At 59.5% G+C, this 22,407-nt stretch carries 18 protein-coding genes; 15 read left to right on the top strand and 3 right to left on the bottom strand.

The features are described from left to right. Nucleotides 1–12 precede the first annotated feature (12 nt). The 14 genes from tssM to M0746_RS26315 all read left to right on the top strand — a co-directional run bounded on the left by tssM (nucleotide 13) and on the right by M0746_RS26315 (nucleotide 17,468). On the top strand, nucleotides 13–3,552 hold the full coding sequence (gene tssM / locus M0746_RS26250) for a type VI secretion system membrane subunit TssM (RefSeq protein WP_258451147.1): 3,540 nt from the start codon (nucleotides 13–15) through the stop codon (nucleotides 3,550–3,552). Continuing rightward, nucleotides 3,552–4,280, top strand: coding sequence for a PP2C family protein-serine/threonine phosphatase (locus tag M0746_RS26255; RefSeq protein ID WP_258451148.1), 729 nt, complete (start codon nucleotides 3,552–3,554; stop codon nucleotides 4,278–4,280). The genes tssM and M0746_RS26255 overlap by 1 nt, the downstream gene beginning before the upstream one ends. Continuing rightward, on the top strand, nucleotides 4,277–5,278 hold the full coding sequence (locus M0746_RS26260; RefSeq protein WP_258451149.1) for a serine/threonine-protein kinase: 1,002 nt from the start codon (nucleotides 4,277–4,279) through the stop codon (nucleotides 5,276–5,278). Before M0746_RS26255 ends, M0746_RS26260 begins: the two co-directional genes overlap by 4 nt. Before the next feature lie 28 nt (nucleotides 5,279–5,306). After that, nucleotides 5,307–7,532: a type VI secretion system Vgr family protein gene (locus tag M0746_RS26265; protein ID WP_258451150.1), complete on the top strand. Its 2,226-nt coding sequence runs from the start codon at nucleotides 5,307–5,309 to the stop codon at nucleotides 7,530–7,532. Beyond that, nucleotides 7,529–8,536 carry a DUF2515 family protein gene (locus tag M0746_RS26270; RefSeq protein WP_258451151.1) on the top strand — a complete coding sequence of 336 codons (1,008 nt, stop codon included), beginning with the start codon at nucleotides 7,529–7,531 and terminating at the stop codon, nucleotides 8,534–8,536. Before M0746_RS26265 ends, M0746_RS26270 begins: the two co-directional genes overlap by 4 nt. Continuing rightward, on the top strand, nucleotides 8,533–9,411 hold the full coding sequence (locus M0746_RS26275) for a hypothetical protein (protein WP_258451152.1): 879 nt from the start codon (nucleotides 8,533–8,535) through the stop codon (nucleotides 9,409–9,411). The genes M0746_RS26270 and M0746_RS26275 overlap by 4 nt, the downstream gene beginning before the upstream one ends. Nucleotides 9,412–9,497: 86 nt before the next feature. Beyond that, a complete protein-coding gene (locus M0746_RS26280) occupies nucleotides 9,498–10,892 on the top strand; it encodes a TIGR01777 family oxidoreductase (RefSeq protein ID WP_258451153.1) in 1,395 nt (464 codons plus the stop codon). A 9-nt stretch (nucleotides 10,893–10,901) separates the two neighbouring features. Further along, on the top strand, nucleotides 10,902–13,352 hold the full coding sequence (locus M0746_RS26285; protein ID WP_258451154.1) for an alpha/beta fold hydrolase: 2,451 nt from the start codon (nucleotides 10,902–10,904) through the stop codon (nucleotides 13,350–13,352). Continuing rightward, the gene (locus M0746_RS26290) at nucleotides 13,349–14,077 is read left to right on the top strand and encodes a hypothetical protein (RefSeq protein WP_258451155.1); all 729 of its coding nucleotides are present in this window, start codon (nucleotides 13,349–13,351) and stop codon (nucleotides 14,075–14,077) included. The genes M0746_RS26285 and M0746_RS26290 overlap by 4 nt, the downstream gene beginning before the upstream one ends. Before the next feature lie 37 nt (nucleotides 14,078–14,114). Next, nucleotides 14,115–14,507 carry a hypothetical protein gene (locus tag M0746_RS26295; protein ID WP_258451156.1) on the top strand — a complete coding sequence of 131 codons (393 nt, stop codon included), beginning with the start codon at nucleotides 14,115–14,117 and terminating at the stop codon, nucleotides 14,505–14,507. Further along, complete coding sequence (locus M0746_RS26300; RefSeq protein WP_258451157.1) at nucleotides 14,485–14,865, top strand: tetratricopeptide repeat protein; 381 nt, start codon at nucleotides 14,485–14,487, stop codon at nucleotides 14,863–14,865. The genes M0746_RS26295 and M0746_RS26300 overlap by 23 nt, the downstream gene beginning before the upstream one ends. A gap of 2 nt (nucleotides 14,866–14,867) precedes the next feature. Then, a complete protein-coding gene (locus M0746_RS26305; protein WP_258451529.1) occupies nucleotides 14,868–15,626 on the top strand; it encodes a lysozyme inhibitor LprI family protein in 759 nt (252 codons plus the stop codon). Nucleotides 15,627–15,669: 43 nt separating this feature from the next. Continuing rightward, complete coding sequence (locus M0746_RS26310) at nucleotides 15,670–16,110, top strand: hypothetical protein (protein ID WP_258451158.1); 441 nt, start codon at nucleotides 15,670–15,672, stop codon at nucleotides 16,108–16,110. Nucleotides 16,111–16,277: 167 nt separating this feature from the next. Further along, nucleotides 16,278–17,468 (top strand): hypothetical protein, encoded by a 1,191-nt coding sequence (locus M0746_RS26315; RefSeq protein ID WP_258451159.1) that lies wholly within the window; start codon nucleotides 16,278–16,280, stop codon nucleotides 17,466–17,468. Here M0746_RS26315 and M0746_RS26320 read toward each other — a convergent pair. Further along, nucleotides 17,358–17,729, bottom strand: a complete 372-nt coding sequence (locus tag M0746_RS26320) for a DUF6124 family protein (RefSeq protein ID WP_258451160.1) — start codon at nucleotides 17,727–17,729, stop codon at nucleotides 17,358–17,360. The two genes, M0746_RS26315 and M0746_RS26320, sit on opposite strands and share 111 nt — an antisense overlap. 585 nt (nucleotides 17,730–18,314) lie before the next feature. On the opposite strand from M0746_RS26320, the gene M0746_RS26325 reads away from it, so the two are divergent. Beyond that, nucleotides 18,315–18,698 (top strand): SCP2 sterol-binding domain-containing protein, encoded by a 384-nt coding sequence (locus tag M0746_RS26325; RefSeq protein WP_258451161.1) that lies wholly within the window; start codon nucleotides 18,315–18,317, stop codon nucleotides 18,696–18,698. 151 nt (nucleotides 18,699–18,849) lie between these two features. On the opposite strand, the gene M0746_RS26330 is transcribed toward M0746_RS26325, so the two are convergent. Next, nucleotides 18,850–20,250 carry an aminoacyl-tRNA deacylase and HDOD domain-containing protein gene (locus tag M0746_RS26330; RefSeq protein ID WP_258451162.1) on the bottom strand — a complete coding sequence of 467 codons (1,401 nt, stop codon included), beginning with the start codon at nucleotides 20,248–20,250 and terminating at the stop codon, nucleotides 18,850–18,852. Nucleotides 20,251–20,329: 79 nt separating this feature from the next. Beyond that, a complete protein-coding gene (gene recG / locus M0746_RS26335; RefSeq protein WP_258451163.1) occupies nucleotides 20,330–22,405 on the bottom strand; it encodes an ATP-dependent DNA helicase RecG in 2,076 nt (691 codons plus the stop codon). Nucleotides 22,406–22,407 lie beyond the last annotated feature (2 nt).

Here is a 22,407-nt window from a genome sequence, read left to right on the forward strand (position 1 = left end):
CAGGGACGTGTGATGAAAAAGTTTTTCAAGAAAGTCGGCGCCTTCCTGCGCCAGACCTGGGTCTGGACCCTGCTGCTGGTGCTGTTTCTGGCGCTGCTGGTGTGGTTCGCCGGTCCGTTGTTGGCGGTTGACGATTACAAGTTCTGGGAAAGCCCGACCTCGCGTCTGCTGACCATCGCCGTGCTGTTCCTGATCTGGGGTCTGACCATGGTCTTCGTCAGCTGGCGCGCCGGGATCCGCAAGAAAGCCGAGGAAGCCAGCGAAGACGGCCAGGACCGCATTCGCCGCGAAGAGCTGATCGACGAAGAGCAGAAAGAGTTGAAGGCGCGCTTCAAGGACGCGCTGAAAACCCTGAAGACCTCGAGCCTGTATCGCGGCCGCAGCGAGCGCTGGCGCAGCGACTTGCCGTGGTATCTGCTGATCGGTCCGCAGGCCTCTGGCAAGACCAGCCTGCTGGACTTTTCCGGTCTGGAATTCCCGATCAACAAGATCGACCGCAAGCTGACCCGCGACACCCTCGGCACCCGTCACTGCGACTGGTATTTCGCCGATCACGGCGTGCTGATCGATACCGCCGGGCGCTACATGACCCAGCCCGACGCCGAAGTCGACGGCAACGCCTGGAGCACCTTGCTTGAGCTGTTGCGCAAGCGTCGCCGCGGTCGTCCATTGAACGGTGTGCTGGTGACCATTCCGGTGGAAACCCTGCTCGGCGGCAGTGAGCAGGACATCGATACGCTGGCGCGTCAGGTGCGTGGGCGTCTGCAAGATGTGCATCAGAAACTGCACGTCGATGTGCCGGTGTATCTGGTGTTGAGCAAGGCCGACAAGCTGCTCGGTTTCGACGAGTTCTTCGATCAACTGACCCGCGAGGAAAGCGATCAGGTGCTCGGTACCAGTTTCCGCAAGGATCAGGTCGGCACCGACGTGGCGGTGCTGCGCAACGAGTTCGAAGAACTGCTGCGTCGTCTCAACAGCCAAGTGATCATGCGCATGCACTCCGAGCGCGATACCCAGCGCCGTGGCCGCATCCTCGACTTCCCGCATCAACTCGGGCAGATCGGCGAGCGCCTGTGCCTGTTCGTCGACATGGCGTTCACCGGCAACCGTTATCAGCGGGCCACGCAACTGCGCGGTTTCTACCTGACCAGCGCGCCGCACCTGACCCAGGAAATGGATTCGACCACCGCCGGCATCGGCGCCAGCCTCGGCATGAACGCCGGTGTGCTGCCGACCCTGCGCAGCGGCCGTTCGCGATTCATTCATCACCTGTTCAGCCAGGTGATTTTCCCCGAAGCTGATCTGGCCGGTCTCGACAAGCGCGAGCGCAGCCGTATCCATTGGGGCCAACGCGCGCTGTACGTTGGCGCGCTGGCGGCACTGGCGCTGTTCGGCATGCTCTGGGCCGGTGGTTTCTCGGCCAACTATGAGCGCCTGGAAAACCTGCGCACGCTGGCGCAGAACTGGACCCAGCAACGTTCGGCGCTGACGCCACGCGATGACGCCATGGGCGTGCTGAAAACCCTCGACACCAGTTACGCGGCGACGCAAGCGTTCCCGAAAAAGGGCGACGTGTCGTATCACGAACGCGGTGGGCTGTATCAGGGCGAAGACGTCAATCCGGTGGTCAAGCAAGCCTACGAGCATGAGCTTGAAGCGCAACTGCTGCCACGGGTGGCGACCATGCTCGAAGGGCAGATTCGCGCCAACATGAAGGACCGCGATCGCCTGCTCAACAGCCTGCGCGCGTACCTGATGCTGAACATGAAGGACCGTCGCGATGCGGTCTGGCTCAAGGACTGGATTGCCACCGACTGGTCGCAGCGCTACACCGGCAACACGGCGGTACAGAACGGTCTGAATGCGCATCTCGATCGTTTGCTCAAGCAGCCGTTCATCTATCCGCTCAACGATCAGTTGGTGACGCAGGCGCGTCAGGTCCTGCGCAGCGAATCGCTGGCGACCGTGGTGTACCGCATGCTCCGCGAGCAGGCGCGCAACCTGCCGGACTACCGTTTCAGCCAGCACCTCGGCCCGCAAGGCTCGTTGTTCATCGGTACTGAATACGTGATTCCGGGCTTCTACACCCAGAGCGGTTATCAGCAGTACTTCTCGGTGCAGGGCTCGGCGCTGGTCACCGACATCCTGCGCGACAACTGGGTGCTGGGCGAAGGCGCGGGCATCAGCGACATGGACTTGCGTCGCCTGATGGTCGAGCTTGAGCAACTGTACTTCCGCGACTACGCCAACTACTGGAGCGAAGCGGTCGGCCAGGTTGCACTGCCGCCGATCAGCGACGCCGGTGAAGGCGCCGAGCAACTGGCGGGGCTGACTTCGGCCAACTCGCCGGTGCTGGCGCTGCTCACCGAAGTGCGTGAGAACACCCGCTTCGAAGCGACGGCTGACCCGGTCGAGGAAGCCGGTGATGCGGCCGATGCGCTGGCCGACCAGAAAGGCAAGCTGGGCAAGGTCGGCAAACTGGCGTCTGCCGTGGCGGACAAGGCCTCGGCGCTGAAGGTCGCGAAGAATCTGCCGGACACCGCGAAGAAGTCGCTGCAACGCCGCTTCGAGCCGTTGCATCGTTTGCTCGATGACAACAACGGCCCGGCGGCGGACCTGACCCCAGCGCTGAGCGCGCTCAACGACCTGCAACTGCAACTGGCCGGTCTGGCCCGTTCCAGCACGCCGGAACAAGCCGCGTTCGAACTGGCGAAAACCCGCATGAGCGGCCAGCGCGATGCGCTGACCAACCTGCGCAACGCCTCCGGTCGTCTGCCGCGTCCGCTGAGCGTGTGGTTCAACGTGCTGGCCGAAGATTCGTGGCGCCTGGTGCTCAACGATGCCTATCAATACCTGAACGGCCGTTATCAGAACGAGCTGTACAGCGTGTATGGCAAAACCATCAGCAAGCGTTATCCGTTCAGCGCCACCAGCACCAGCGACGTTGCAATCAGCGACTTCCGCGAGTTCTTCAAGGCGCAAGGCATCGTCGACCGCTTCTTCGACAACTACATGCGCCCGTTCGTCAGCGGCGATCCGGGCAACTACCGCATGCGCAGCGTCGACGGTCACAGCCTGCCGGTGTCCAAGGTCTACCTCGATCAGATGGCCGCAGCCCTGACGATCCGCCAGAGCTTCTTCTCGATCAACCCGGCCGAACCGACCGTGCAGTTCAAACTGGAGCCGTACACCCTCGACCCGGCCGTCAGCCGTTCCGAGTTCAAGTTCGGCGACAAGACCATGGAATACCGCCACGGTCCGATTCTGCCGATGTCGTTCAAATGGCCGACCGACGCTGAAGACGGTCGCACCAGTCTGGTCATGGACAAAATGGCCGGGCGCCCGATCGGCATCGAGAAGAACTCCGGCCCATGGTCGCTGTTCCGCCTGTTCGACCTGATGCAGACCGAGTACATGACCGGTCGCGACGTGCTGGTGCTCAAAGCCGATGTGGGTGGCCTGCGCGCCAACTACCTGCTGACCAGCCAGCGCACGCCGAACCCGTTCGACATGGGCGTGCTGCGCACCTTCCGTATGCCGGTGCAGCTCTGATGCTGGTGGCCAGTGTCTGGCGCAGCGCGGCGCGTACCGACCCGGGCAAGGTGCGGGCGCGCAACGAAGATGCCTTCCTCGACCTGCCACAGCATGGGCTGTGGGTGGTCGCGGACGGCATGGGCGGTCATCAGGGTGGCGACATCGCCAGCCAGTTGATCGTCGCCAGTCTGGCTGAACTGCCGCAACACGAGGACTTCGACGAACGCCTCAAAGCCATCCGCCAGTGCCTGCACTGGCTGAACCGGCGTTTGGGGCAAGAGTTGACGGTCACCGCCGGGCGTCACGACAGCATCATGGGCAGCACCGTCGTCGCGCTGCTGGTGGAAGGCAATCGCGCGGCCTGCATCTGGGCCGGCGACAGCCGTTGCTATATGTGGCGTGGGCAGCGTTTGTATCAGCTGTCCAAGGACCATTCGCTGCAACAGCAATTGATCGACGAGCAACAAATGAGCGTCGAACAAGCGGCAGCACACCCGGCGGCTCAAGCCTTGACCCGAGCCGTCGGCGCCGCCGAAACACTGACCCTGGATGTGCTCGAACTCGAGGTCTATCCGGGCGATGCGTTTTTGCTCTGCAGCGATGGTTTGTATCAAGGCCTGAGCAGCGATGCCCTCGGCAACGCCCTCAGCCTGAGCGCGCCGCATGTGGCGCTGGAACGTTTGTTCGACGGCGCCCTGCGTGGCGCCGCGCGTGACAACCTGACTGCCGTGGTGATCCGCCAATGAGTGAATTCGAATCGCCCATCGATGACCTGTTGATCAGCGAAGAGCAGGCCAACAACCTGACCTATTTCGCTTTTGCCAAAGGTAATCAGGCAGAACCGTTGCTGGCGCCGACCAAGGCCAGCATCGGTGCGCTGCCGGATGTACTCGCCGGTCGCTACCACCTCGAGCGTTTGCTCGGGGCCGGTGGCATGGGCGCCGTTTACCGGGCACGGGATCTGCTGCACGAACAGTTTGGTGATCCCGATCCTTACATTGCGCTGAAAATCCTCAGCGAAGAATTTGCCGAATCGCCGGACGCCAGTGCCTTGCTCTACAGCGAGTTCGCCCTGACCCGGCGCCTGCGCCACGACAACGTCGTGCGTGCGCACACCTTTGAAGTCGACACCGACTGCCAGCGGGCCTTCATCACCATGGAATACATGCGTGGCCTGACCCTGGACAAATTGCTCTGCGAGCGGCCCCTCGGCCTGCCGTGGAAGGAACTGCGCGACATCGTCCTGCCGCTGCTCGACACGCTGGCCTACGCCCACGGTCGCGGCGTGCTGCACGGTGACATGAAACCGAGCAACGTCATGCTCAGCGAAGACGGCTTGCGCCTGTTCGACTTCGGTCTGGGGCAGGCAGAAGAGGGCACCTTGCCTGGCCTGCCGCACCTGAGCCGTGAACGCTTCAACGCCTGGACCCCAGGCTACGCCGCCCCCGAACTGCTTGAGGGCCAACCACTGTCGGCCAGCGCGGACGTGTACGGCGTGGCCTGCGTGATCTATGAACTGGCGAGCGGCAAACACCCGTTCCGCCGCTTGCCCTCGACCCAGGCCCGCGACGAGCACCTGGAGCGCGAGCTGCATGCACCGAAAAATCTACCCCAACAAGGCTGGCAAGCGCTGCGAACCGCGCTGAGCTTCAACCCGGCAGAACGCACCATCACTGCCCAACAACTGCGTGACGCCTTGGGCGCCACTTCGTCCTGGCTGCAACGTCTGCGACTTCGGGCGTAACGGATGACATTCGAACAGGGAGCACACGATGTTCAACTCAGCTAACGAAACCCACTTCAGCCTCAAGGTCGAAGACTACGTCGGCGACCTGCAAGTGCTGTCGTTCACCGGCACCGAAGGCATCAGCCAGCCGTATCGCTTCGACCTTGAACTGGTCAGCGAAAACCCCGATCTGGATTTGGAACAGCTGCTGCACAAGCAGGCGTTTCTCGCATTCGACCCACAGGGCTCGGGCATCCACGGGCAGATTTACCGCGTCGCCCAGGGCGATGCCGGCAAGCGCCTGACCCGCTACAAAGTCTCCATCGTGCCGCAACTGCAATACCTGCATCACCGCACCAACCAGCGCATCTACCAGCAGATGTCAGCGCCGAAAATCATCGCGCTGATCCTCGACGAACACGGCATCAAGAGCAACGCCTACAGCTTCCAGCTCAGCCAGCCGTGCCCGGACCGCGACTACTGCGTGCAGTACGACGAAACCGACCTGCATTTCGTCCAGCGCCTGTGCGAAGAAGAGGGGATTCACTACCACTTTCAGCACAGCGAAAAAGCTCACCTGCTGGTGTTCGGCGACGACCAGACCGTGTTCCCCGACCTCGGCCAGCCGACTGCGTACGTGCAGGGCAGCGGCATGGTCGCCGACGAACCGGTAATCAAAGCCTTCAAACTGCGCCTGGAAACCCGCACCACCCGCACCACGCGCCGCGACTACGACTTCGAAAAACCACGCCTGCAAATGGAAGCCGCGTACAAACCGGAAGGCGACAGCACTGAACCGGATCTCGAAGATTACGACTACCCCGGCCGCTTCATCGACCGCGCGCGCGGCAAATTCCTCAGCCAGCGCGCCCTCGAACGCCATCGCGCCGATTACCGCCAGGCCGAAGGTCGCGGCGACCAGACCAAACTGGTTAGCGGCCACTTCATGGCCCTGTCCGACCACCCGCGCAGCGAGTGGAACGACCTGTGGCTGCTCACCGAAATCTTCCACGAAGGCAAACAGCCGCAAGTCCTCGAAGAAGGCGTGACCAGCGACACCACCGACAACAAGGACGACTTCCACCAGGGCTACCGCAACACCTTCCTCGCCACCCCGTGGGACGTGTTCTACCGCCCGGCCCTCGAACACCCGAAACCGCGCGTGCTCGGCAGCCAGACCGCCATGGTCACCGGCCCCAAAGGCGAAGAAATCCACTGCGACCAGTACGGCCGTATCAAAGTCCAGTTCCACTGGGACCGCGAAGGGCTCGCCGACGACAAAACCAGCTGCTGGCTGCGCGTCTCCAGCGCCTGGGCCGGCGACCGCTACGGCGCCATCAGCATCCCGCGCATCGGCATGGAAGTCCTCGTCACCTTCCTCGAAGGCGACCCCGACCAACCGCTGGTGACCGGCTGCCTGTACCACAAGGAAAACCCGGTGCCGTATGCACTGCCGGCGAACAAGACCCGCAGTGTGTTCAAAACGCTTAGCTCACCGGGTGGCGGCGGTTACAACGAACTTCGTATTGAAGACAAGAAAGGTGCGGAGCAGATCTACATCCACGCCCAGCGCGATTGGGATGAAAACGTTGAGCACGATCAGAAGATTCGGGTCGGGAATGAACGTCATGACACCGTCGAGAAGAACACTTACACCGAGCTCAAGGCCGAGGAACACCGCACCACGATCTCCGACCGCAAGATTGAAGCGAAGCTGGATGATCATTTGACGGTTGGGCAGAACCAGCATGTGAAGCTCGGGACTGCGCAACTGACCAGCGTGGGGAAAGAGATTCACCTCAAGGCTGGGGACAAGATTGTTATTGAGGCGGGGACAGAGCTGACCATCTTGGGTGGTGGGAGCTTTATCAAGCTCGATGGCGGTGGGGTGACGGTGGTTGGGCCTGTGATCAAGATCAATGCGGGTGGCTCGGCTGGTTCCGGCACGGGGATCGGGATTCTGGCGCCTATCATTCCTCTAATCGCGGATCAGGCCCGGGCGGGCAATACGCTGAAATCCGCTTCTGCCAACAGCCCCAAATATGACGAGCAGATCCGCTTTGTGACCGGGCTTGGTCAACCCATCAAGTCAGTGAAGGCCGCGATTATTGTTCCTTCTTCGGCCGCACCGAAAATCTCCAGAAGCAACACGGATGGCTTGCATCCACGTGTTGTGACCGACAGCGAGGAAACCGCTGAAGTCCATCTGATGTGGGACGAACTCATCGTGCCGGAAGGCTCCGACGATTACGAAGCGAGTAGAAATAAATGAGCGCACCCGTTGCTACATTCAAAACCAATAACCAAAGCTGCTCCGTTCAAGACATCACGTTGAAATGCGACAAGCTATGGACGATGGGGCAGCAAGAGGCTATCAGCCGATTGAGTGTGCCAGAAAAGAGCTGGTTTTCTTCGTCGAGCAAAATGGTGCTGGTGAGTGACTTCAGCGCACGAGCTGCACGCATTGCAGCAGCCTACGCCGAGTTCTATCTGGAGCGTGGTGAGGATGGAAAACCTGATTTAAAGGGGCGCTTTTACTGGATGGGGCTAGCGGCTTTCGCGAGCAAGCAAGTCATGTGCGGTCTGGATTACATTCCTTCGGAACCGTACCTTACAGGAATAGTGCCGTTGCCCTTTCAGATCCCCTACAAAATTGGCAAAAACGGCCTCGGTATGGGTAATTTTTGGCTGTTTCAGGATATTTTTGTCTGGCATTGGTTTTATAAAAAATACCCGGATCAGTTTAATGACTGTGCCCCGAAGCGAAATGCGAAAAGCTGCGATGCGCAAGTCCAGATAAACATTGATGATCTACCATGGGCAGATGAAGCACTCCCAGTCCTGAAAAACCTGGGGCTGACACCTGATATCACTGCCGGCTTCAACCTCATAAAGAAATCCGAGACGACATCTGATCCGGTTGCCAAACGAAATCTTCAACAGCAATCGCTTTTAGCAATTGCTGATCATGAGCAAAGGAGGATTCTTCAACCGCTTATCTATAACGGCTTTCTGTTTCAGAAGGTTCTGCAGGCACAGGCTACTGCCGAAGGTGCCCCGTTTGTACCTTTGCGGGTGGCCTCTTTCAGTTCAGCCTGCGATGTAAATAATAAGGAGCTGAGAGTTCAGATGACGAAAGGCGACTTGTTCAGTGAGTCCGATCGAATGATATTTATCCAGGAAATTGCAGATCAATACCATAAAATGATGGGGCAGAAGAAAGATTATATGGAACAGCAAATAGGGATGATTTCTACCTGGAAAAACCGGAAATGAAATTTTACGGATTATTGGTTTTTTTATTGCTTGCTGCGTGTGGCGATTCAAACAGTGTAGGAGCTGGCTCCATGACGAATAAAAATCCGCTGATCAGTGTTGAGATCGGCGAAGAGATCAGTGATCTACTTTCTAACTCTCCAGTGCCTTTCTCAAAAGAGTGCGTTTCTGATGTTGAAATGTGCTGGTATAAAATCAAGAAGTCTTTCGGTGATGATGACCTGCCGTCGGTAGAGGTGAATGAGGCTTTGCGATTGAATCAAGTCGCCAGTGTCAGCACTGCAGTAGATGGTGAAGTAGGTACGACTATTGAGAACCTTGATCTGTCAGTTCGCAGCCTCCCGGATGGCAGTAAACATGATGAGTATCGGACTTATTTATACGGGTTGATAAAAGATATAAAGAACGCAGGCTGGGTGCACTATTACGCACCTTCTGATCCCAGGATTTCGGGTAGTCAGGCTGACAAGATTGATTCAGCTGATGACGTCATGGGTGATTACGTACTAAGTCATCCGTGGCTGGATCCAAACTATGAACTGGATCTTGAGCGTTGGTTAAAGGTTGGAAAGTTTTACAATTGGCATTTTTACAAGGATGGGAATCATCTGACGCTAAAGGCATGGCGGCGAGATTCTGATGATGCTCCCGATGAGCGCGGAACCTATTTGGTGAGTTTGAGTTTCAACACCGAACGTGAGTACTGGAGTGCTGCTTTTCCCGAGACTGAAGAAAAAAAACGCTGGAAAGAGCTACTGCCAGCCAAGTTGAAAGAATACGCAGATATTCGGCAGTCCCGAGAAGACAAGGCGGAAAAGGCTGGCATTGAAATTGAATCGAGCTATCAAGATCCCTTCATCAAAGCATTGAAATAAGTGAGTTAAAAGGGGGCGATTGTGTATCGAGTTTCACCCGTCCCCTTTAAACTCCCCACCCCCAAGGAATGCGCTCAGGACACGGAATGCCAGCCCCTTCTCCCTCGCTTCGCCCAGCCTTGGTACTCTGGCTTTACGCCGCCGCACTTGCGCACTTACTCGGCGGCCTCGCCCTGACCTGGGCTGGACACTCCGGCTTACTCGACGGCTACCTGCAATCCCTCGAACACACTTTCTGGGGCACGGACGCGATGCCTGCCGCCGCCCGTGAACAACAGGTCTGGTGGATCGCGTTGTTCGGCGCGACGCTGCAAAGCTATTCGCTGTACATGCTCGCGCTGGTGCACATCGGCAATCGTTTGAAAGCGCCGATGGCGTGGGCTTGGGTGATCGCCGGCATTCTGCTGTGGGCGCCGCAGGACATTTGGTTCTCGATGCAGAAGCAGGTTTGGTCTCATCTTTGGCTCGATGGTTTTGCGTTGCTCGCGCTGTTGCCGCCGCTGGTCTGGCTGTATCGCTACGACCGTCGAAAATCCTCTGTGGATAACATTGGACATGAGCCCAACCCGTTTGCTGGCGGCGCATTCAAGCGTGTGCTGGTCACCGGCGGCACCGGGTTTATCGGTGGGGCGCTGGTTGATCAATTGCTCGATGCTGGCCATGCGGTCAGCGTGCTGACGCGGGAACGGACGAAAGCGGCGAGTCTGTTCGAGGGTCGTGCGCGGTGCGTGTGTTCGCTGAGTCAGCTTAGCGACGACGAGACTTTCGACGTGGTGATCAATCTGGCAGGTGCACCAGTGGCCCGGCCGCGCTGGACTCCCAAGCGTCAGGCGCAACTGCTCGCCAGTCGAGTCGGCACAACCGAAGCGCTGATGACCTGGCTGAAGAACACCAAGCACAAGCCCGCGCTGTGGATTCAAGCCTCGGCCATCGGCTTCTACGGCGTGCGCGACGCTAGTGAAAACCTCGACGAACACGCCAGCAAGGGCGATGGCTTCATGGCCGAACTCTGCGCGTGTTGGGAAGCCGCCGCGCAACCAGCCACAGAATTCGGCGTGCGTCAGGTGGTGCTGCGCCTCGGCGTGGTCTTCGGCCCCGGCGGTGCGTTGACGCCGTTGCTACTGCCGTTCCGCCTGGGCTTCGGCGGGCGCATGGGCGATGGTCGGCAAATCATGAGCTGGGTGCATCGCGACGATGTGCTTCAGGTGATCGCGCGGGCTTTCAACGACGACACTCTGCGTGGCACCTACAACATGGTCGCGCCGGAAACGGTCAGTCAGGCAGCGTTCGCCGAGCAGGCCGGCAAGGTCCTCAAGCGCCCGGTGTGGTCCAACATTCCCGCCGCGCCAGTACGTGCATTGGCCGGGGAGATGGCGGAGTTGTTCTTCGACGGTCAGCGCGTGGTGCCGCAGCGTTTGACCGAGGCCGGCTACACATTCCGCTTTCCAACCCTCGACGCCGCTCTGCGCGATCTGACCTGAGGATCGCTCATGAGCAAGCCGTTGATGTATGTGCTAGCCGGCAACGGCAGCGCTGCCGATTGGTGGGACGACGCGCTGCCGCACTTCCAGCGCTACGAAGTGGTGCCGTTGGAGTTGCCGGGCTTCGGTGCCAATCCCCAGCCGCCCTGCGAGGATCTGGCGGACTACGCGCAGACCTTGCTGGCGATGACGCAGCAGGGCAGCGCGATCATGGCAGTCGGGGTTAATGCCTTGCTGGTGTTGCATGCGTTGCAACGTCGACCCGGGCACTTTTCCCGCAGCGTTTTGTTGGCGCCGGTCGGTGCGTTTTTGTGGCAGCGGCGGTTGCCGGCGCTGATGTCGCCACTACCGATCCGCAAGACCATCCACTGGCTGCTGTCGAACAAACCCACGCTGTTCGCGCGCAAGTTTTCCAACCAGACCTGGACGCCTGCGCAGTACCAGCGCATGGGCGCCGGCTATGCGCGCTGCCGTGCGTTTGTGCCACATTGGGATCTGATTCGCGCCGACACTGCGCTGCCGCTGCTGGAGTGGATCACCGATCCGGTCGAGCTGGTTTGGGGCGATCAGGACGCTGTGCTCGGTATCGAGCAAGCGGCAGCGTGGTCGGCCATTCTCGCCCGCGCAGATCTGACCATCAGCCTCAAACCCGGTTGGGGCCATTACCCGTGGATCGACTCGCCGGCCGAATTCGCCGAGTGGCTGGAGTCGGGCGAGCGCGGGTTTGTCGCCCACACCAAAGGCGGGCGTTTGCGCCTGGCTGAACTGGCGGGGCAAGCGGTGCCGGCAGCGCTGACGCTCAACGATTGCAGCGATCCGCGTCTGCCGGCATTTCTCGCCGCCCAACCTGATGTGACCTGGGCGGTGCGCTCCTCCAGTTATGGCGAGGATCAGGCCGATTCTGCGAATGCCGGTTTGAGCACAACCTATCTGCGCGAGCCGACCGCCAATGTGCCGAAACGCATCGCCGAACTGACGGCCGAAGGCGTCGAGGAAGTGGTGGTGCAACGCTTCATCACGCCGGTCGTTTCCGGGATCGCTTTCGTGCGCCATCTCTCGGTAGAACTTGAGTGGGTTGAAGGTCATCTCGAATCGCTGGCCGATGGTCACGTCAGCCCCTCGCGGGCAACGCTTTCTCGGCTCGGCGATGCCTGGCGCAGCGGCACGTTCACGCCGTCCCATGGATTGACCCAAGACCTGCTCTGGCGCTTTCTGCAAGACGTGTTGCGCGTCTTTCACTATGTACCGGGCGACGTCGAATGGGCCTGGGATGGCTCGCAACTCTGGCTGCTGCAATACCGGCCGATCAGCGACTACGGCTGGCGCCGGCACCTCACCGCCGCGAACATCGCCGAGATCCTGCCGCCGCAACCGAGCGTGTTGGTGGAATACGCCCAACGCCGCGCGGCAGCGAGTATTCCGGCGATCATGGCGCGTTGGGATGCGCGGGTGCTGCAGGACAACGAGCCGTTCACCGCAGTGTTCGGCGGCGCGTCCTATATCAACAATGATCTGTTTCTCGCCCGGCTGGCCGACTGGGGCATCAGCGCCGCTAACTACGCCGGTGAAGTCGGCGGCGCGACGCCGCATCTGCCGTGGCAACCGCTGAAGCTGCTGCGTTCGTTGCCGCTGTTTTTGCGTATGCAACGCAAGGCTCGCGGCCATTTGCTGAACCTTGAAAACGGCTTGCAGCGATTTGATCGGGAACTGGCCGAACTCGTCGCCCAAGGTGGCGATGGCCAACAGCTCGCGGACTGGTTCACCCGGTTTTACGTGTTTGTGGTGCAAGGCAATCTTTGCATCGCCACGGCGCTGGCCAGCAGTGGTGGTGATTGGCTGGGCCGCCCGCCGACCGCTTACGACAATCTTGAAAACAGTCCGCATCGATTGCCGTGGGAGACCGATCCCGCTACGCCTCGGCCTAGGGCGACTGAGTTGCCGTTACAGGTATTCCCGCAATGGCCAGCTCTGATTCGCCTCGCCCATTCCACCGGCCTGCCGGGCCTGCGCGGCTACTACCTGCAAGTGCGCGAATGGTACCGCGACAACCTGATGCGCATCTTCTTCCGCCTGCACCACGCCATGCCGCTGGCGGATCGCGAGCACTGGTTCGCACCGCATCCGGATGTGCGCACTCGCGATGGCAGCTTCTGGCAGGACGGTCGCGAAGGTGCGGAGCAGGCGACCGGGTTCATGATTTATCCCGGGCAGGTGCAGGGCATCCTCGGCGCCGACATCCTGCTCGAAGACACCCTCGATCCTGGGCGACATGCGCACTATCAAACAGCGCGGGCGGTGATTGCGCGGATGGGTGGGCGGTTGTCGCATGGCTCGACGTTGTTGCGGGAGTTGCGCAAGCCATCGGCGGTGATGCCGCAGGTGGATCAGGCGTGGGTGGGGTGTGAGGTGTTGTATCGGGATGGTGAATTGCAATTGATCAATTCGAAGGATGTGACGTGAAACTACGATGCCCCCGCGAATTGATCTTTAGTCTGGTCGCGCTGTTACAGGTAGATTATGTGACTGCCGCAGCTGCTGTGTTGGTCGGTAACGAGCCCGGCCAGTCGCCGGTTGCGCAAGGCCCGACCGAGACAGTCGTCGATATGGGGTCGTGTCGATTTTCCATGCCGCTGCTGCAGGACCAATGGCTGGAGTTCAACGATTTCTATTCGATTTTTGTCGCTGCCAAGCAACTGCCAAAGCCGTCCAGCGCCCCCAGCCTGTGGCAAGCTCAAACCTCGAGTGGCGCCGACTGGCACTTCGAGAAACACGGCGACCTGAGCCAGCCGTGGTTTGGTTTGATGTGTGAAAACTCGGAGTATTTTTCGCTTCTCACCAACTGGAAACCCCCGGTAGACGAGGCGTTTGCGGTGCAAGCCCTGCGTGACGACAACGACCGCAGGTGTCCGGCGACTCGTACCGATCAGGGCTGGGTGCCCAACTCTCTGGCGGGTCGTGCGAATACCTACACCTTCGAACAATGGGGAGGGGAGAATTCTTCGGGGTTCATCTTCGGTTTCCACGACAAATCACGACGGCACATTACCCGCATCGCTTTTTGCCTGCTGATGGGCAAGGACGTGCTGATCGGCTCGGCGGAATCGGGCTCATCCGCCCCGTTGGCGATCAGCAACGAAGGATTCGAGCAAATCAAGAAAGCGGTGCGCGGCATTGCCTTCGAATGAACATCCCCAAAATGCATTACGTCGACGGAGCTACAGCGTGAAAGGATTTTCGGTTCTTCTCGGCAGCTTGATATTGGCTGCCGCATCCATGGCATTCGCTGCCGATCCAGCCTTCAAGGATTACACCGTCACGCCAGTTTTCACCGGCCCCAACCATAAACTGGTGCGGCAAGAAAACAGCAGCCCAATGATGGACCAAGCACGGGTGCAAGCCTTGAAAGGCAAGGTCAACTTCGCCGGCCATTACATCCTGCACAGGTTGCGGGGTCATTTCGATGGAGACCGGTTGCTTGCTCAGTCAGCACGCAGCCAGGTTTTGCTACGGCAAGTGGGAGGGCAATCGGTGGGCTTCCGGGGAGGAGGATGCGCCTCACCTCGTCATGCAGACGCCGTCTCCAAAGGACTTATTGAAGCAGGTCTCAAATATTGAGATGCCGCAATATCGCGTGGAAGAACTCAAATTCAATCTTCGCACTATAAGTCCAGAGTCCTATATGGCTTGTCACCCTCCGGCGCGCGATGTTCAAGCTTTCAACGACTTGGCTTTCTATTTGGCCGAGGGCGGTAGAGATGAGCTGGCGCTGAAGTTTTATCGCGGCGTTGAGGCCGTTGGTAAACGGACGGTACTGATGTTGAACATTGCCGACTCGCTCTGGCGCCTTGATCGCAAAGATGAAGCGCAGCGCTATTACAGCCAGTACCGCGACGCGATGAGCGCCGACGGCAAGGCGCAGAAAATACCTCAACGTGTCGTTGAGCGATCTGCCAATCAGGGAATGAAAAATTGAACATGCGTGTGCGTTTTATCGCGTTGTCCTTTGGATGCCTGTTTGCCTCTTTTGCGATGGCCGAGGACGACTGCAAAGAAATCACCGTTAGCGCCCAGGTTGATCGGTGTGTGGAGGCAGCCCGCAAGGAAGCCGACACGCAACTCAATGCCAGCTACAAGAAACTGCTGGGACGGTTTGAAGCTCAACAGCGGCGCGACCCTGAGCAGGGTAAGGCGCTGGTCGCCATGGCCAGAGAATCCCAGCGCGCCTGGATCAAGCTACGCGACACCACGTGCCCGCTTGAAGCCACGGAAATCGAGCCTGGGGTGGCAGCGCATGTCACGACGATCAGCAGCTGCATGGCCAGAATGAGTCTGGAGCGTGCGGCCTACCTGGACACTATCATCGCTGATGAGCCGGGTAATGTGGTCGATCTCAACAAGGTGTACCTGTCCGGCTCTCAACGCTTCGGCGATATCGTGGCACGTTATGTCAGCACCTTTGGCAGTCCATGCCTGACGCTCCAGATACTGGCGCCCAACGGCGGTTGGAGAGTGCTGTCCTCCGAGCGGTTTTGCAGTTTCGAGGGCAAGGCATTTTGGACGGACTATGCCGATGCCGGGTTTGAGGATCATGCGTTTGCCGATGATGGATTGCACGTGACGCTCAGGTTGACGGAGCTTCGTGGGCTCGGAGAGAAGCGCCTCGCTTGTGTGATTCCGATCAAGAACGAGCAAATCAAAGAGCTGAAATGCGGCGCGCTTGAGCCTGGTGCATAACAGGCCCGAGTAGTTTGTTGACACCCCTGAAACCGCTAAAGGAATGTTCGGTTTGAAATTTTCGTCTGCATTGTTTTCCGCGTTGCTCGTTTTCGTTCCTCTGGCGGCTCATAGCGAGGTCACGACCGAGGTTTTTTGCTTCCGCTCCCACGAAGGCAAGCCCATAAATTTTGAGTTCAGAACCTATTACGATTCTGTCGCCAAGTGGAGCGGTGCTGGCGTCAAGTACAGCAAGTCGAAGAAGGCCATCACTCTGGTTCATCGCAATACTGAACAAGAAGAACTCGTGTATGGCCGGCCCTACCAGTACACGACAACTTGGGTTGAAGTAGTTGATGGCGCACTGACAGGTGAGTATCAGATGGTCACTCAGGGTGGCCGGGTTGATGCGATGACGTATACGAATTACAAATCTGCAAAGAAGTATTCGTTTGAAAACGATTACAACGTGGATTCGAAATCTGAAACAGGTTGCCAGTGGTGAGACAGGGAATACTCACGTAGGGGGGCTTAACGCCCCTTTTTTCATATTCAATCAGGCTCTTGAATCATCAGCGGGGAGGCGAGTTGAAAAGATTAGCTTTGGTCGCGTTATTGCTGTGCTCTTTCTCTGTGGCTGCGGGGCCAATGTTCCCGTCCCTCAAGTCATGCATGGAGGCCGACAGCGGCTGTGCGTTGGCGTTGAAAGAAAACCTTCTGGTGGACGCAAAATCCGGGCAACGTCTCTCCGACGAGGCGGAGTCGGCCGGAGCAATGAGTGGTTTCTGGCTGTATCGAGATGGCGAGCGTTACATTCTGGAGAACGAAAACTACTCCCAGGCAAAGACGCGTCGTTGGCTGGTTTTTACCTACAACGGCGGAAAAGTAGTACTCGACGGCGCCTATATTTTCTCGATAGACATTGACCCGAACACCGGACCGTACTGGCACGGCTACGACTGCCGAGGTGATGCCAAGCCGTTCGCCGTGCCCACGGAAGAACCCTTCAGTGAAGTTGCTTTGGAGGCGTTGTGCGGTGGTGCTGAAGGCTGGGTCGTCTCAGGGAAGGATAAAATCGTGCCCGTGTCAGCCAAGGGGCTGGCTGTCAGTGTTCCCGTTTACCACGCTCGCAACCGTGATGGTTCAGCGACGTACCTGTTTACTGAAAGCGATGTTCCGGATCTTTCGAAGCTGGTGTGTTTGTCCAATTGCGCCGATGTCACTCAAATATCAGAACGCGTCTCGCAAGAAACAGCGCCATTGAAGGGCAGGCAGGATGGAACGTTGTGTTCAGATGACGAAGACATTTACTTCAGTTGCCCGTTGGAGGGTGGTAAGACGGTTTCCGTTTGTGCACGGGGAAACAGCAAGCCCACGGCCGGTTTTGTTCAGTACCGTTACGGCGTGCCGAACAAAATAGAGATGATCTATCCGAAGGCGGCTTTGCCGCCCAAGGGCAAATTCTTTGTCGTGAACGCTTCTGAAGGCAGCGTGAACTTGAACATCATCAAGTTCAAAAACGGTGCTTATACCTACCTCGTTAATCAAGCCTTTCTGAGTTATCTGACGGTGCTCAAGGACGACAAGGCGGTGTTCCGGCAGTATTGCGGTGAGGGAGGGAATGCCTACATAAACCGGGCGGCGCTCCGGGGTTGGAAGCGCGCCCAAAAAGCGCAGAGGACTTTCGCTAGTTTTTGTTATCGAGATTTCGAAAGAGGACTTAACGTCCCCTTTTTTCATCCGCAAATCCCGCTACGGCTGCGCCGCCGCGCTCTTCACCTCAATATGATCAAGCGTCCCTTCCACCATCAATCGCACCCCATCCGCCATCCTGCTCAGGGCCAGTGCCACAGAACGGCGTGAGCCATGGAGGTCGTCGGCGAGGTCGCAGGCGATGACGCTGATGGACAGGAGGTCTTCCGAGGCGTTGGCCATGAGGGCTTCGGCGTCGGTGCCGGGGGAGAGTTTGAAGAGGCCGTTCTCACGTTTGGGATGTGGTTCGACGGCTGGTTTGAAATGGTGGTCGAGGGCGCGTTCGGCGGCTTCGTGGAATTTCTTCGATTCCAGAGATTCGTAGGGCGATATGTCCGGGGTTTCCGGGGGATTGGGTGTTGGTTTCTTCATTCGGTCTTACTCCAGTTTCAGGAGCTGGCACCGTTTCGCTCGCACTTCGAAAGGGGTGGCAGCTGTGCATAGGTGTGCAAGACCGGTGGAGTCACCCGGCAGACCCGAAGGCCTCCCATACACAGCAGCCATAACGATCCGCGAGCATAGGAAAACGCTCGGCGAATTGCCATAACCAATGTGTACTCCCGCCGGACTTGCACGTCCGTATCGCCGATTTTGCGGCGACACACAAAGCCTATCCCTCACGACCAATCCCGCCTAGTTCACGGACAGCCCGGCACTTCGCAGGAAATTTCCCATGGGTTCGCGGGGCGGAAGATCAAAAGATCGCAGGCTTCGCCAACTCCTACAGGGATGTGTTTCAACAGGTGTAGGAAAGGTGAGTGGTGAGACGCGGAGCGTCTCGGGATGCATTCCCACGCGGAGCGGGGGAACGATCAGTGGGCGAGCGCTGAATCGTGACTTGGCAGTCATCGTGCAGGAAATCGCTTACATAATCCTCCAATAGCGTCAGATACTGGCGTTATCGTCCGAATCCCTTACACTGCCCCGGCCGTTCATTTTCCTTTTGAGGCTGTGCGCATGAAATTTCGTTTTCTTCTATGGATGATGGGTTTGTTGATGGGTAAGGCCAGCCGGACAAATCCTGCGTTCCAACAGCAGTTGGGTGACAAGGATCTGGTGTTTCAGCTGCAGACGCTGGACGGGAAAGTGGCGCGGCATTTCGTGGTCAAGGATCAGCGCATCACCAGCAAGTCTGGCGTGGTGGCGGAGCCGGCGTTTGCGATTGCGTTTAAAGATGCCGGTTATGGCTTTGCGACGATGCAGGCGAAGAACAAGCAGTTGGCGTTTATGCAGGGCATTCAGGACAAGTCGATCCAGCTCAAGGGTAATCCGGCGCTGGTGATGTGGTTTCAGGGGTTGATGAAGTATTTGGTGCCGAGGAAGGCTAAGGGTAAGGCTTGAGCCTTTGGTGACGCGGAGCGTCACGGGATGCATTCCCACGCGGAACGTGGGAACGATCAGTGGCGGTCTGGTAGACCGAGTTGGATTCTTCGCGAGCAGGCTCGCTCCCACAGGGATTTGTGTAAATACTGGGGAGCGGGCCTGTTTCGTTTTATGCCTGGCTGAACTGCGAAGCCAGTTCCCGCAGCAGCACTTCAGCCTCAAGCACTTTGCTGACCACATCATTGGCTTTTTCGCGGCTCAAACCGACACGTTCGAGCAGCGCGTCGGGGATGTCTTCGTCGGGGCCGGAGCCGATGCCGCGGCTGCGCAGCAGGCGTACGGCCAGGCAGACGAGGTTCGGGTATTCGGCGTAGGCGCCGTCGTAGCTTGGGTCGTGCTGGAAGCGCAGGGCGGTGGCCAATTCATCCGGCATGTCCCAGTAGCGCATCAGCCACGAGCCGATCTGTTCGCGGCTGATGCCCAGCAAGTGTTGCTCGATGTAGCTGTGACACAGGTGCGGATTGACCTCCAGGTGCCGGCAGATCAGCGAGAAGTGCGGCGGGAACACGTGGGCCAGCAGCAGATAACCGAAGTTGTGCAGCAGACCAGCGAGGTAGGTCAGGCCGGCTTCCGGGCGCTGGGCACGCGGCATGGCGCGGGTCAGGCCTTCGATGACTGCAGCGGTATAGATCGACTGCTGCCAGTACGGCGTGGTGTGTTGCGGGTGGTCTTTGGGCAGGCTCAGAGTCTTGCCGAGGGCCAGGCCCAGCGCGAGGTTGATCACCAGATCGAAACCCAGCACGCGGACGATCGCGTCTTCCACCGAACGAATCTTGCCCGGCGAGGCGTAGTACGGCGACGCCGCCCAGCTCACCACTTGCGCGGCCAGCGCCGGGTCGGTTTCAACGACGCCGGTGATGTCGTCGATGGTGGCGTTGGGATCGACGCGCAGCTTGATGATTTTTTGCGCAGTTTCGGCCAGCGGCGGAATCTCGATGGTCGCTTCCAGACGCTGCTGGATGCGCCGCGCGGTGAACGCCTGCACGGCCTGGGTGATTTCCTCGCGGTCATCGTCCGGGCGGTCGAGGTTGGGGCGGATGCTGCTCAGGGCTTCGCCGAAGTTGGCGGCGCTGGCCTTGGTCAGCATGGTCTTGAAATCTTCGCTGGCGATTTCCAGCAGCACGCCGGGCTCGCCGGAGTTGATCAGCAACTTCGGCTCGCGCAACAGGCTTTCTTCGTAGAGGCAAGGCGAACTGGTCAGCGCCGGCAGGCCCGGCAGCAGGCTCAGATTGTGTTTGCCGAGCATCTTTTCCAGGCGTTCGGTGGACACGGCTGTGAGGCGGCGACCAGTGAGTTCGGCGAGGCGATTGAGATCCAGCAACTGGCTCTGTGGAAACAGCACCATCAACGCGCCGACGGCGTCGTCCAGCAGAACGGCCTGCACTTTGCGCGACGCATTGAGGCCGTGGTGGTCGAGCACTTCTTCGTAGGCAACGCCCAGCTTGTTGAGCAGCAGCCGAATAACAGACGGAGCTTGCGGAGATTCGGGGACGAGAGCAGCTTCGGTCATGGTCTGTATCCGTTTTTGAAACAATGGCAGGAGTATAACCACCTCTGCCGGAACGAGCTGTCGGAAACTGCGACAGTGCTCACACTTGGCCGTATTGCTGCCCATGCCGCAGCCAGCGATCAAGCAACGGGCTGACGTGGGTCGGCCAGCGCTCCAGCAGGGCTTGCGCGGCGTCGCGCACGGCGGGCAACAGGTCAGCGTCGCGCATCAGATCGGCGACCTTGAATTGCAGCAGGCCGGTCTGACGAGTGCCGAGCATTTCCCCGGGACCGCGCAGTTCGAGATCTTTCTCAGCGATGACGAAACCGTCGTTGGTCTCGCGCATGATGCCCAAACGCTGCCGGCCGATCTGCGACAGCGGCGGATGGTAAAGCAGCACGCAATGACTGGCCGCGCTGCCTCGACCCACCCGACCGCGCAACTGGTGCAGTTGCGCAAGACCCAGGCGTTCGGGGTTTTCGATGATCATCAGGCTGGCGTTAGGCACGTCGACGCCGACTTCGATCACCGTGGTGGCAACCAGCAGTTGCAGGTTGCCAGCCTTGAACTCGGCCATCACCGCAGCTTTTTCGACGGGCTTCATGCGCCCGTGAATCAGCCCGACTTTCAATTCGCCGAGGGCGGCGGTGAGGTCTTCGAAGGTGGTTTCGGCGGCCTGGCAGGTCAGCTCTTCGGATTCTTCGATCAGCGTGCATACCCAATACGCTTGTCGGCCCTCGGCACAGGCGCCGCGCACGCGTTCGATGACTTCAACGCGACGGGTGTCGGTGACCAGCACGGTGTTGACCGGGGTCCGGCCGGGCGGCAATTCGTCGAGGATCGAGGTGTCGAGGTCGGCGTAGGCGCTCATCGCCAGCGTGCGTGGAATCGGTGTGGCGGTCATGATCAGTTGATGCGGGCACATGCGCCCACCGACGCCTTTCTGCCGCAGCGCCAGACGCTGCTGCACGCCGAAGCGGTGTTGTTCGTCGATGATCACCAGCGCCAGGTTCTTGAACTGCACTTCGTCCTGAAACAGCGCATGAGTGCCGACGACCATTGGCGTGCCGCTGGCGATCTGTTCCAGCGCGGCGACGCGGTTCTTGCCCTTGAGCTTGCCGGCCAGCCACGCGACGTCGATCCCTAGCGGTTCGAGCCAGCGCTTGAAGGTGATGAAGTGTTGTTCGGCAAGAATCTCGGTCGGTGCCATCAGCGCGACCTGATAACCAGCCTCCAGCGCTTGCAGCGCAGCGAGGGCGGCGACCACGGTTTTGCCCGCGCCGACGTCGCCCTGAATCAGCCGCAGCATCGGTTCGTGCTGGCTGAGGTCGTAGGCAATTTCGTTGCCGACCCGTTGCTGGGCACCGGTCGGGCTGAAGCCGAGGTTCTTCAGGTATTTCGGTGGCAGCTTCGTGGCTTTCGGCATCGCCGGTGCGCGTAGCGAACGCAGGCTTTCGCGCAGGCGCTGCTGCGACAGTTGATGGGTGAGCAATTCTTCGAAGGCCAGACGATGCTGCGCCCAATGATGACCGAGGGCGAGTTCATCGACATCGGCATCGGCGGGTGGGTTGTGCAGGTAACGGATCGCATCGGCCAGCGGCGCGAGTTGGTAGTCGCGAGCGAGCTCGGTCGGCAGCCAGTCGGGCAGGGTCGAAGGTTCAAGCATGGTTAGGGTCTGCATGCACAACTGGCGCAGACGCTGTTGGGTCAGGCCTTCGGTGAGCGGGTAGACCGGTGTCAGGGTTTCGTCTACGGGCGGCGGTTCGTCGCCGGTGATCGCGCGGTATTCCGGATGGTAGATTTCCAGGCCGGACGCACCGGGCCGCGCTTCGCCGTAGCAGCGCACGCGCGTGCCACGCTTGAGGCCTTCTTTCTGCGCGTTGCTGAAATGGTAGAAGCGCAGACTCAGGCCGCCGGTCCCGTCTTGCAAGCGCACTACAAGGCTGCGACGGCGACCCATGACCACGTCGGCACCGCTGACGGTGCCTTCGACCACGGCGTCCTGCCCCGGCCGCAGCGCACCGATCGGCACCACGCGGGTGCGGTCCTGATAACGCAGCGGCAGGTGAAACAGCACGTCCTGCAGATTCTCGAGGCCGACCTTGGCCAGCTTCTCGGCCATGGCTTCGCCGACACCCTTGAGTGCCGTCACCGACACTTGCGACAGCTCCGTCATGA

The organism is Pseudomonas sp. S11P7, from assembly GCF_023195435.1.
Lineage (GTDB): Bacteria > Pseudomonadota > Gammaproteobacteria > Pseudomonadales > Pseudomonadaceae > Aquipseudomonas > Aquipseudomonas fluorescens_G.

Excerpts from the sequence above, each read along its gene's own strand:
- tssM (WP_258451147.1), top strand. The coding sequence starts at position 13 with ATGAAAAAGTTTTTCAAGAAAGTCGGCGCCTTCCTGCGCCAGACCTGG.
- M0746_RS26255 (WP_258451148.1), top strand. The coding sequence starts at position 3,552 with ATGCTGGTGGCCAGTGTCTGGCGCAGCGCGGCGCGTACCGACCCGGGC.
- M0746_RS26260 (WP_258451149.1), top strand. The coding sequence starts at position 4,277 with ATGAGTGAATTCGAATCGCCCATCGATGACCTGTTGATCAGCGAAGAG.
- M0746_RS26265 (WP_258451150.1), top strand. The coding sequence starts at position 5,307 with ATGTTCAACTCAGCTAACGAAACCCACTTCAGCCTCAAGGTCGAAGAC.
- M0746_RS26270 (WP_258451151.1), top strand. The coding sequence starts at position 7,529 with ATGAGCGCACCCGTTGCTACATTCAAAACCAATAACCAAAGCTGCTCC.
- M0746_RS26275 (WP_258451152.1), top strand. The coding sequence starts at position 8,533 with ATGAAATTTTACGGATTATTGGTTTTTTTATTGCTTGCTGCGTGTGGC.
- M0746_RS26280 (WP_258451153.1), top strand. The coding sequence starts at position 9,498 with ATGCCAGCCCCTTCTCCCTCGCTTCGCCCAGCCTTGGTACTCTGGCTT.
- M0746_RS26285 (WP_258451154.1), top strand. The coding sequence starts at position 10,902 with ATGAGCAAGCCGTTGATGTATGTGCTAGCCGGCAACGGCAGCGCTGCC.
- M0746_RS26305 (WP_258451529.1), top strand. The coding sequence starts at position 14,868 with ATGCGTGTGCGTTTTATCGCGTTGTCCTTTGGATGCCTGTTTGCCTCT.
- M0746_RS26310 (WP_258451158.1), top strand. The coding sequence starts at position 15,670 with ATGTTCGGTTTGAAATTTTCGTCTGCATTGTTTTCCGCGTTGCTCGTT.
- M0746_RS26315 (WP_258451159.1), top strand. The coding sequence starts at position 16,278 with ATGGAGGCCGACAGCGGCTGTGCGTTGGCGTTGAAAGAAAACCTTCTG.
- M0746_RS26320 (WP_258451160.1), bottom strand. The coding sequence starts at position 17,729 with ATGAAGAAACCAACACCCAATCCCCCGGAAACCCCGGACATATCGCCC.
- M0746_RS26325 (WP_258451161.1), top strand. The coding sequence starts at position 18,315 with ATGAAATTTCGTTTTCTTCTATGGATGATGGGTTTGTTGATGGGTAAG.
- M0746_RS26330 (WP_258451162.1), bottom strand. The coding sequence starts at position 20,250 with ATGACCGAAGCTGCTCTCGTCCCCGAATCTCCGCAAGCTCCGTCTGTT.
- recG (WP_258451163.1), bottom strand. The coding sequence starts at position 22,405 with ATGACGGAGCTGTCGCAAGTGTCGGTGACGGCACTCAAGGGTGTCGGC.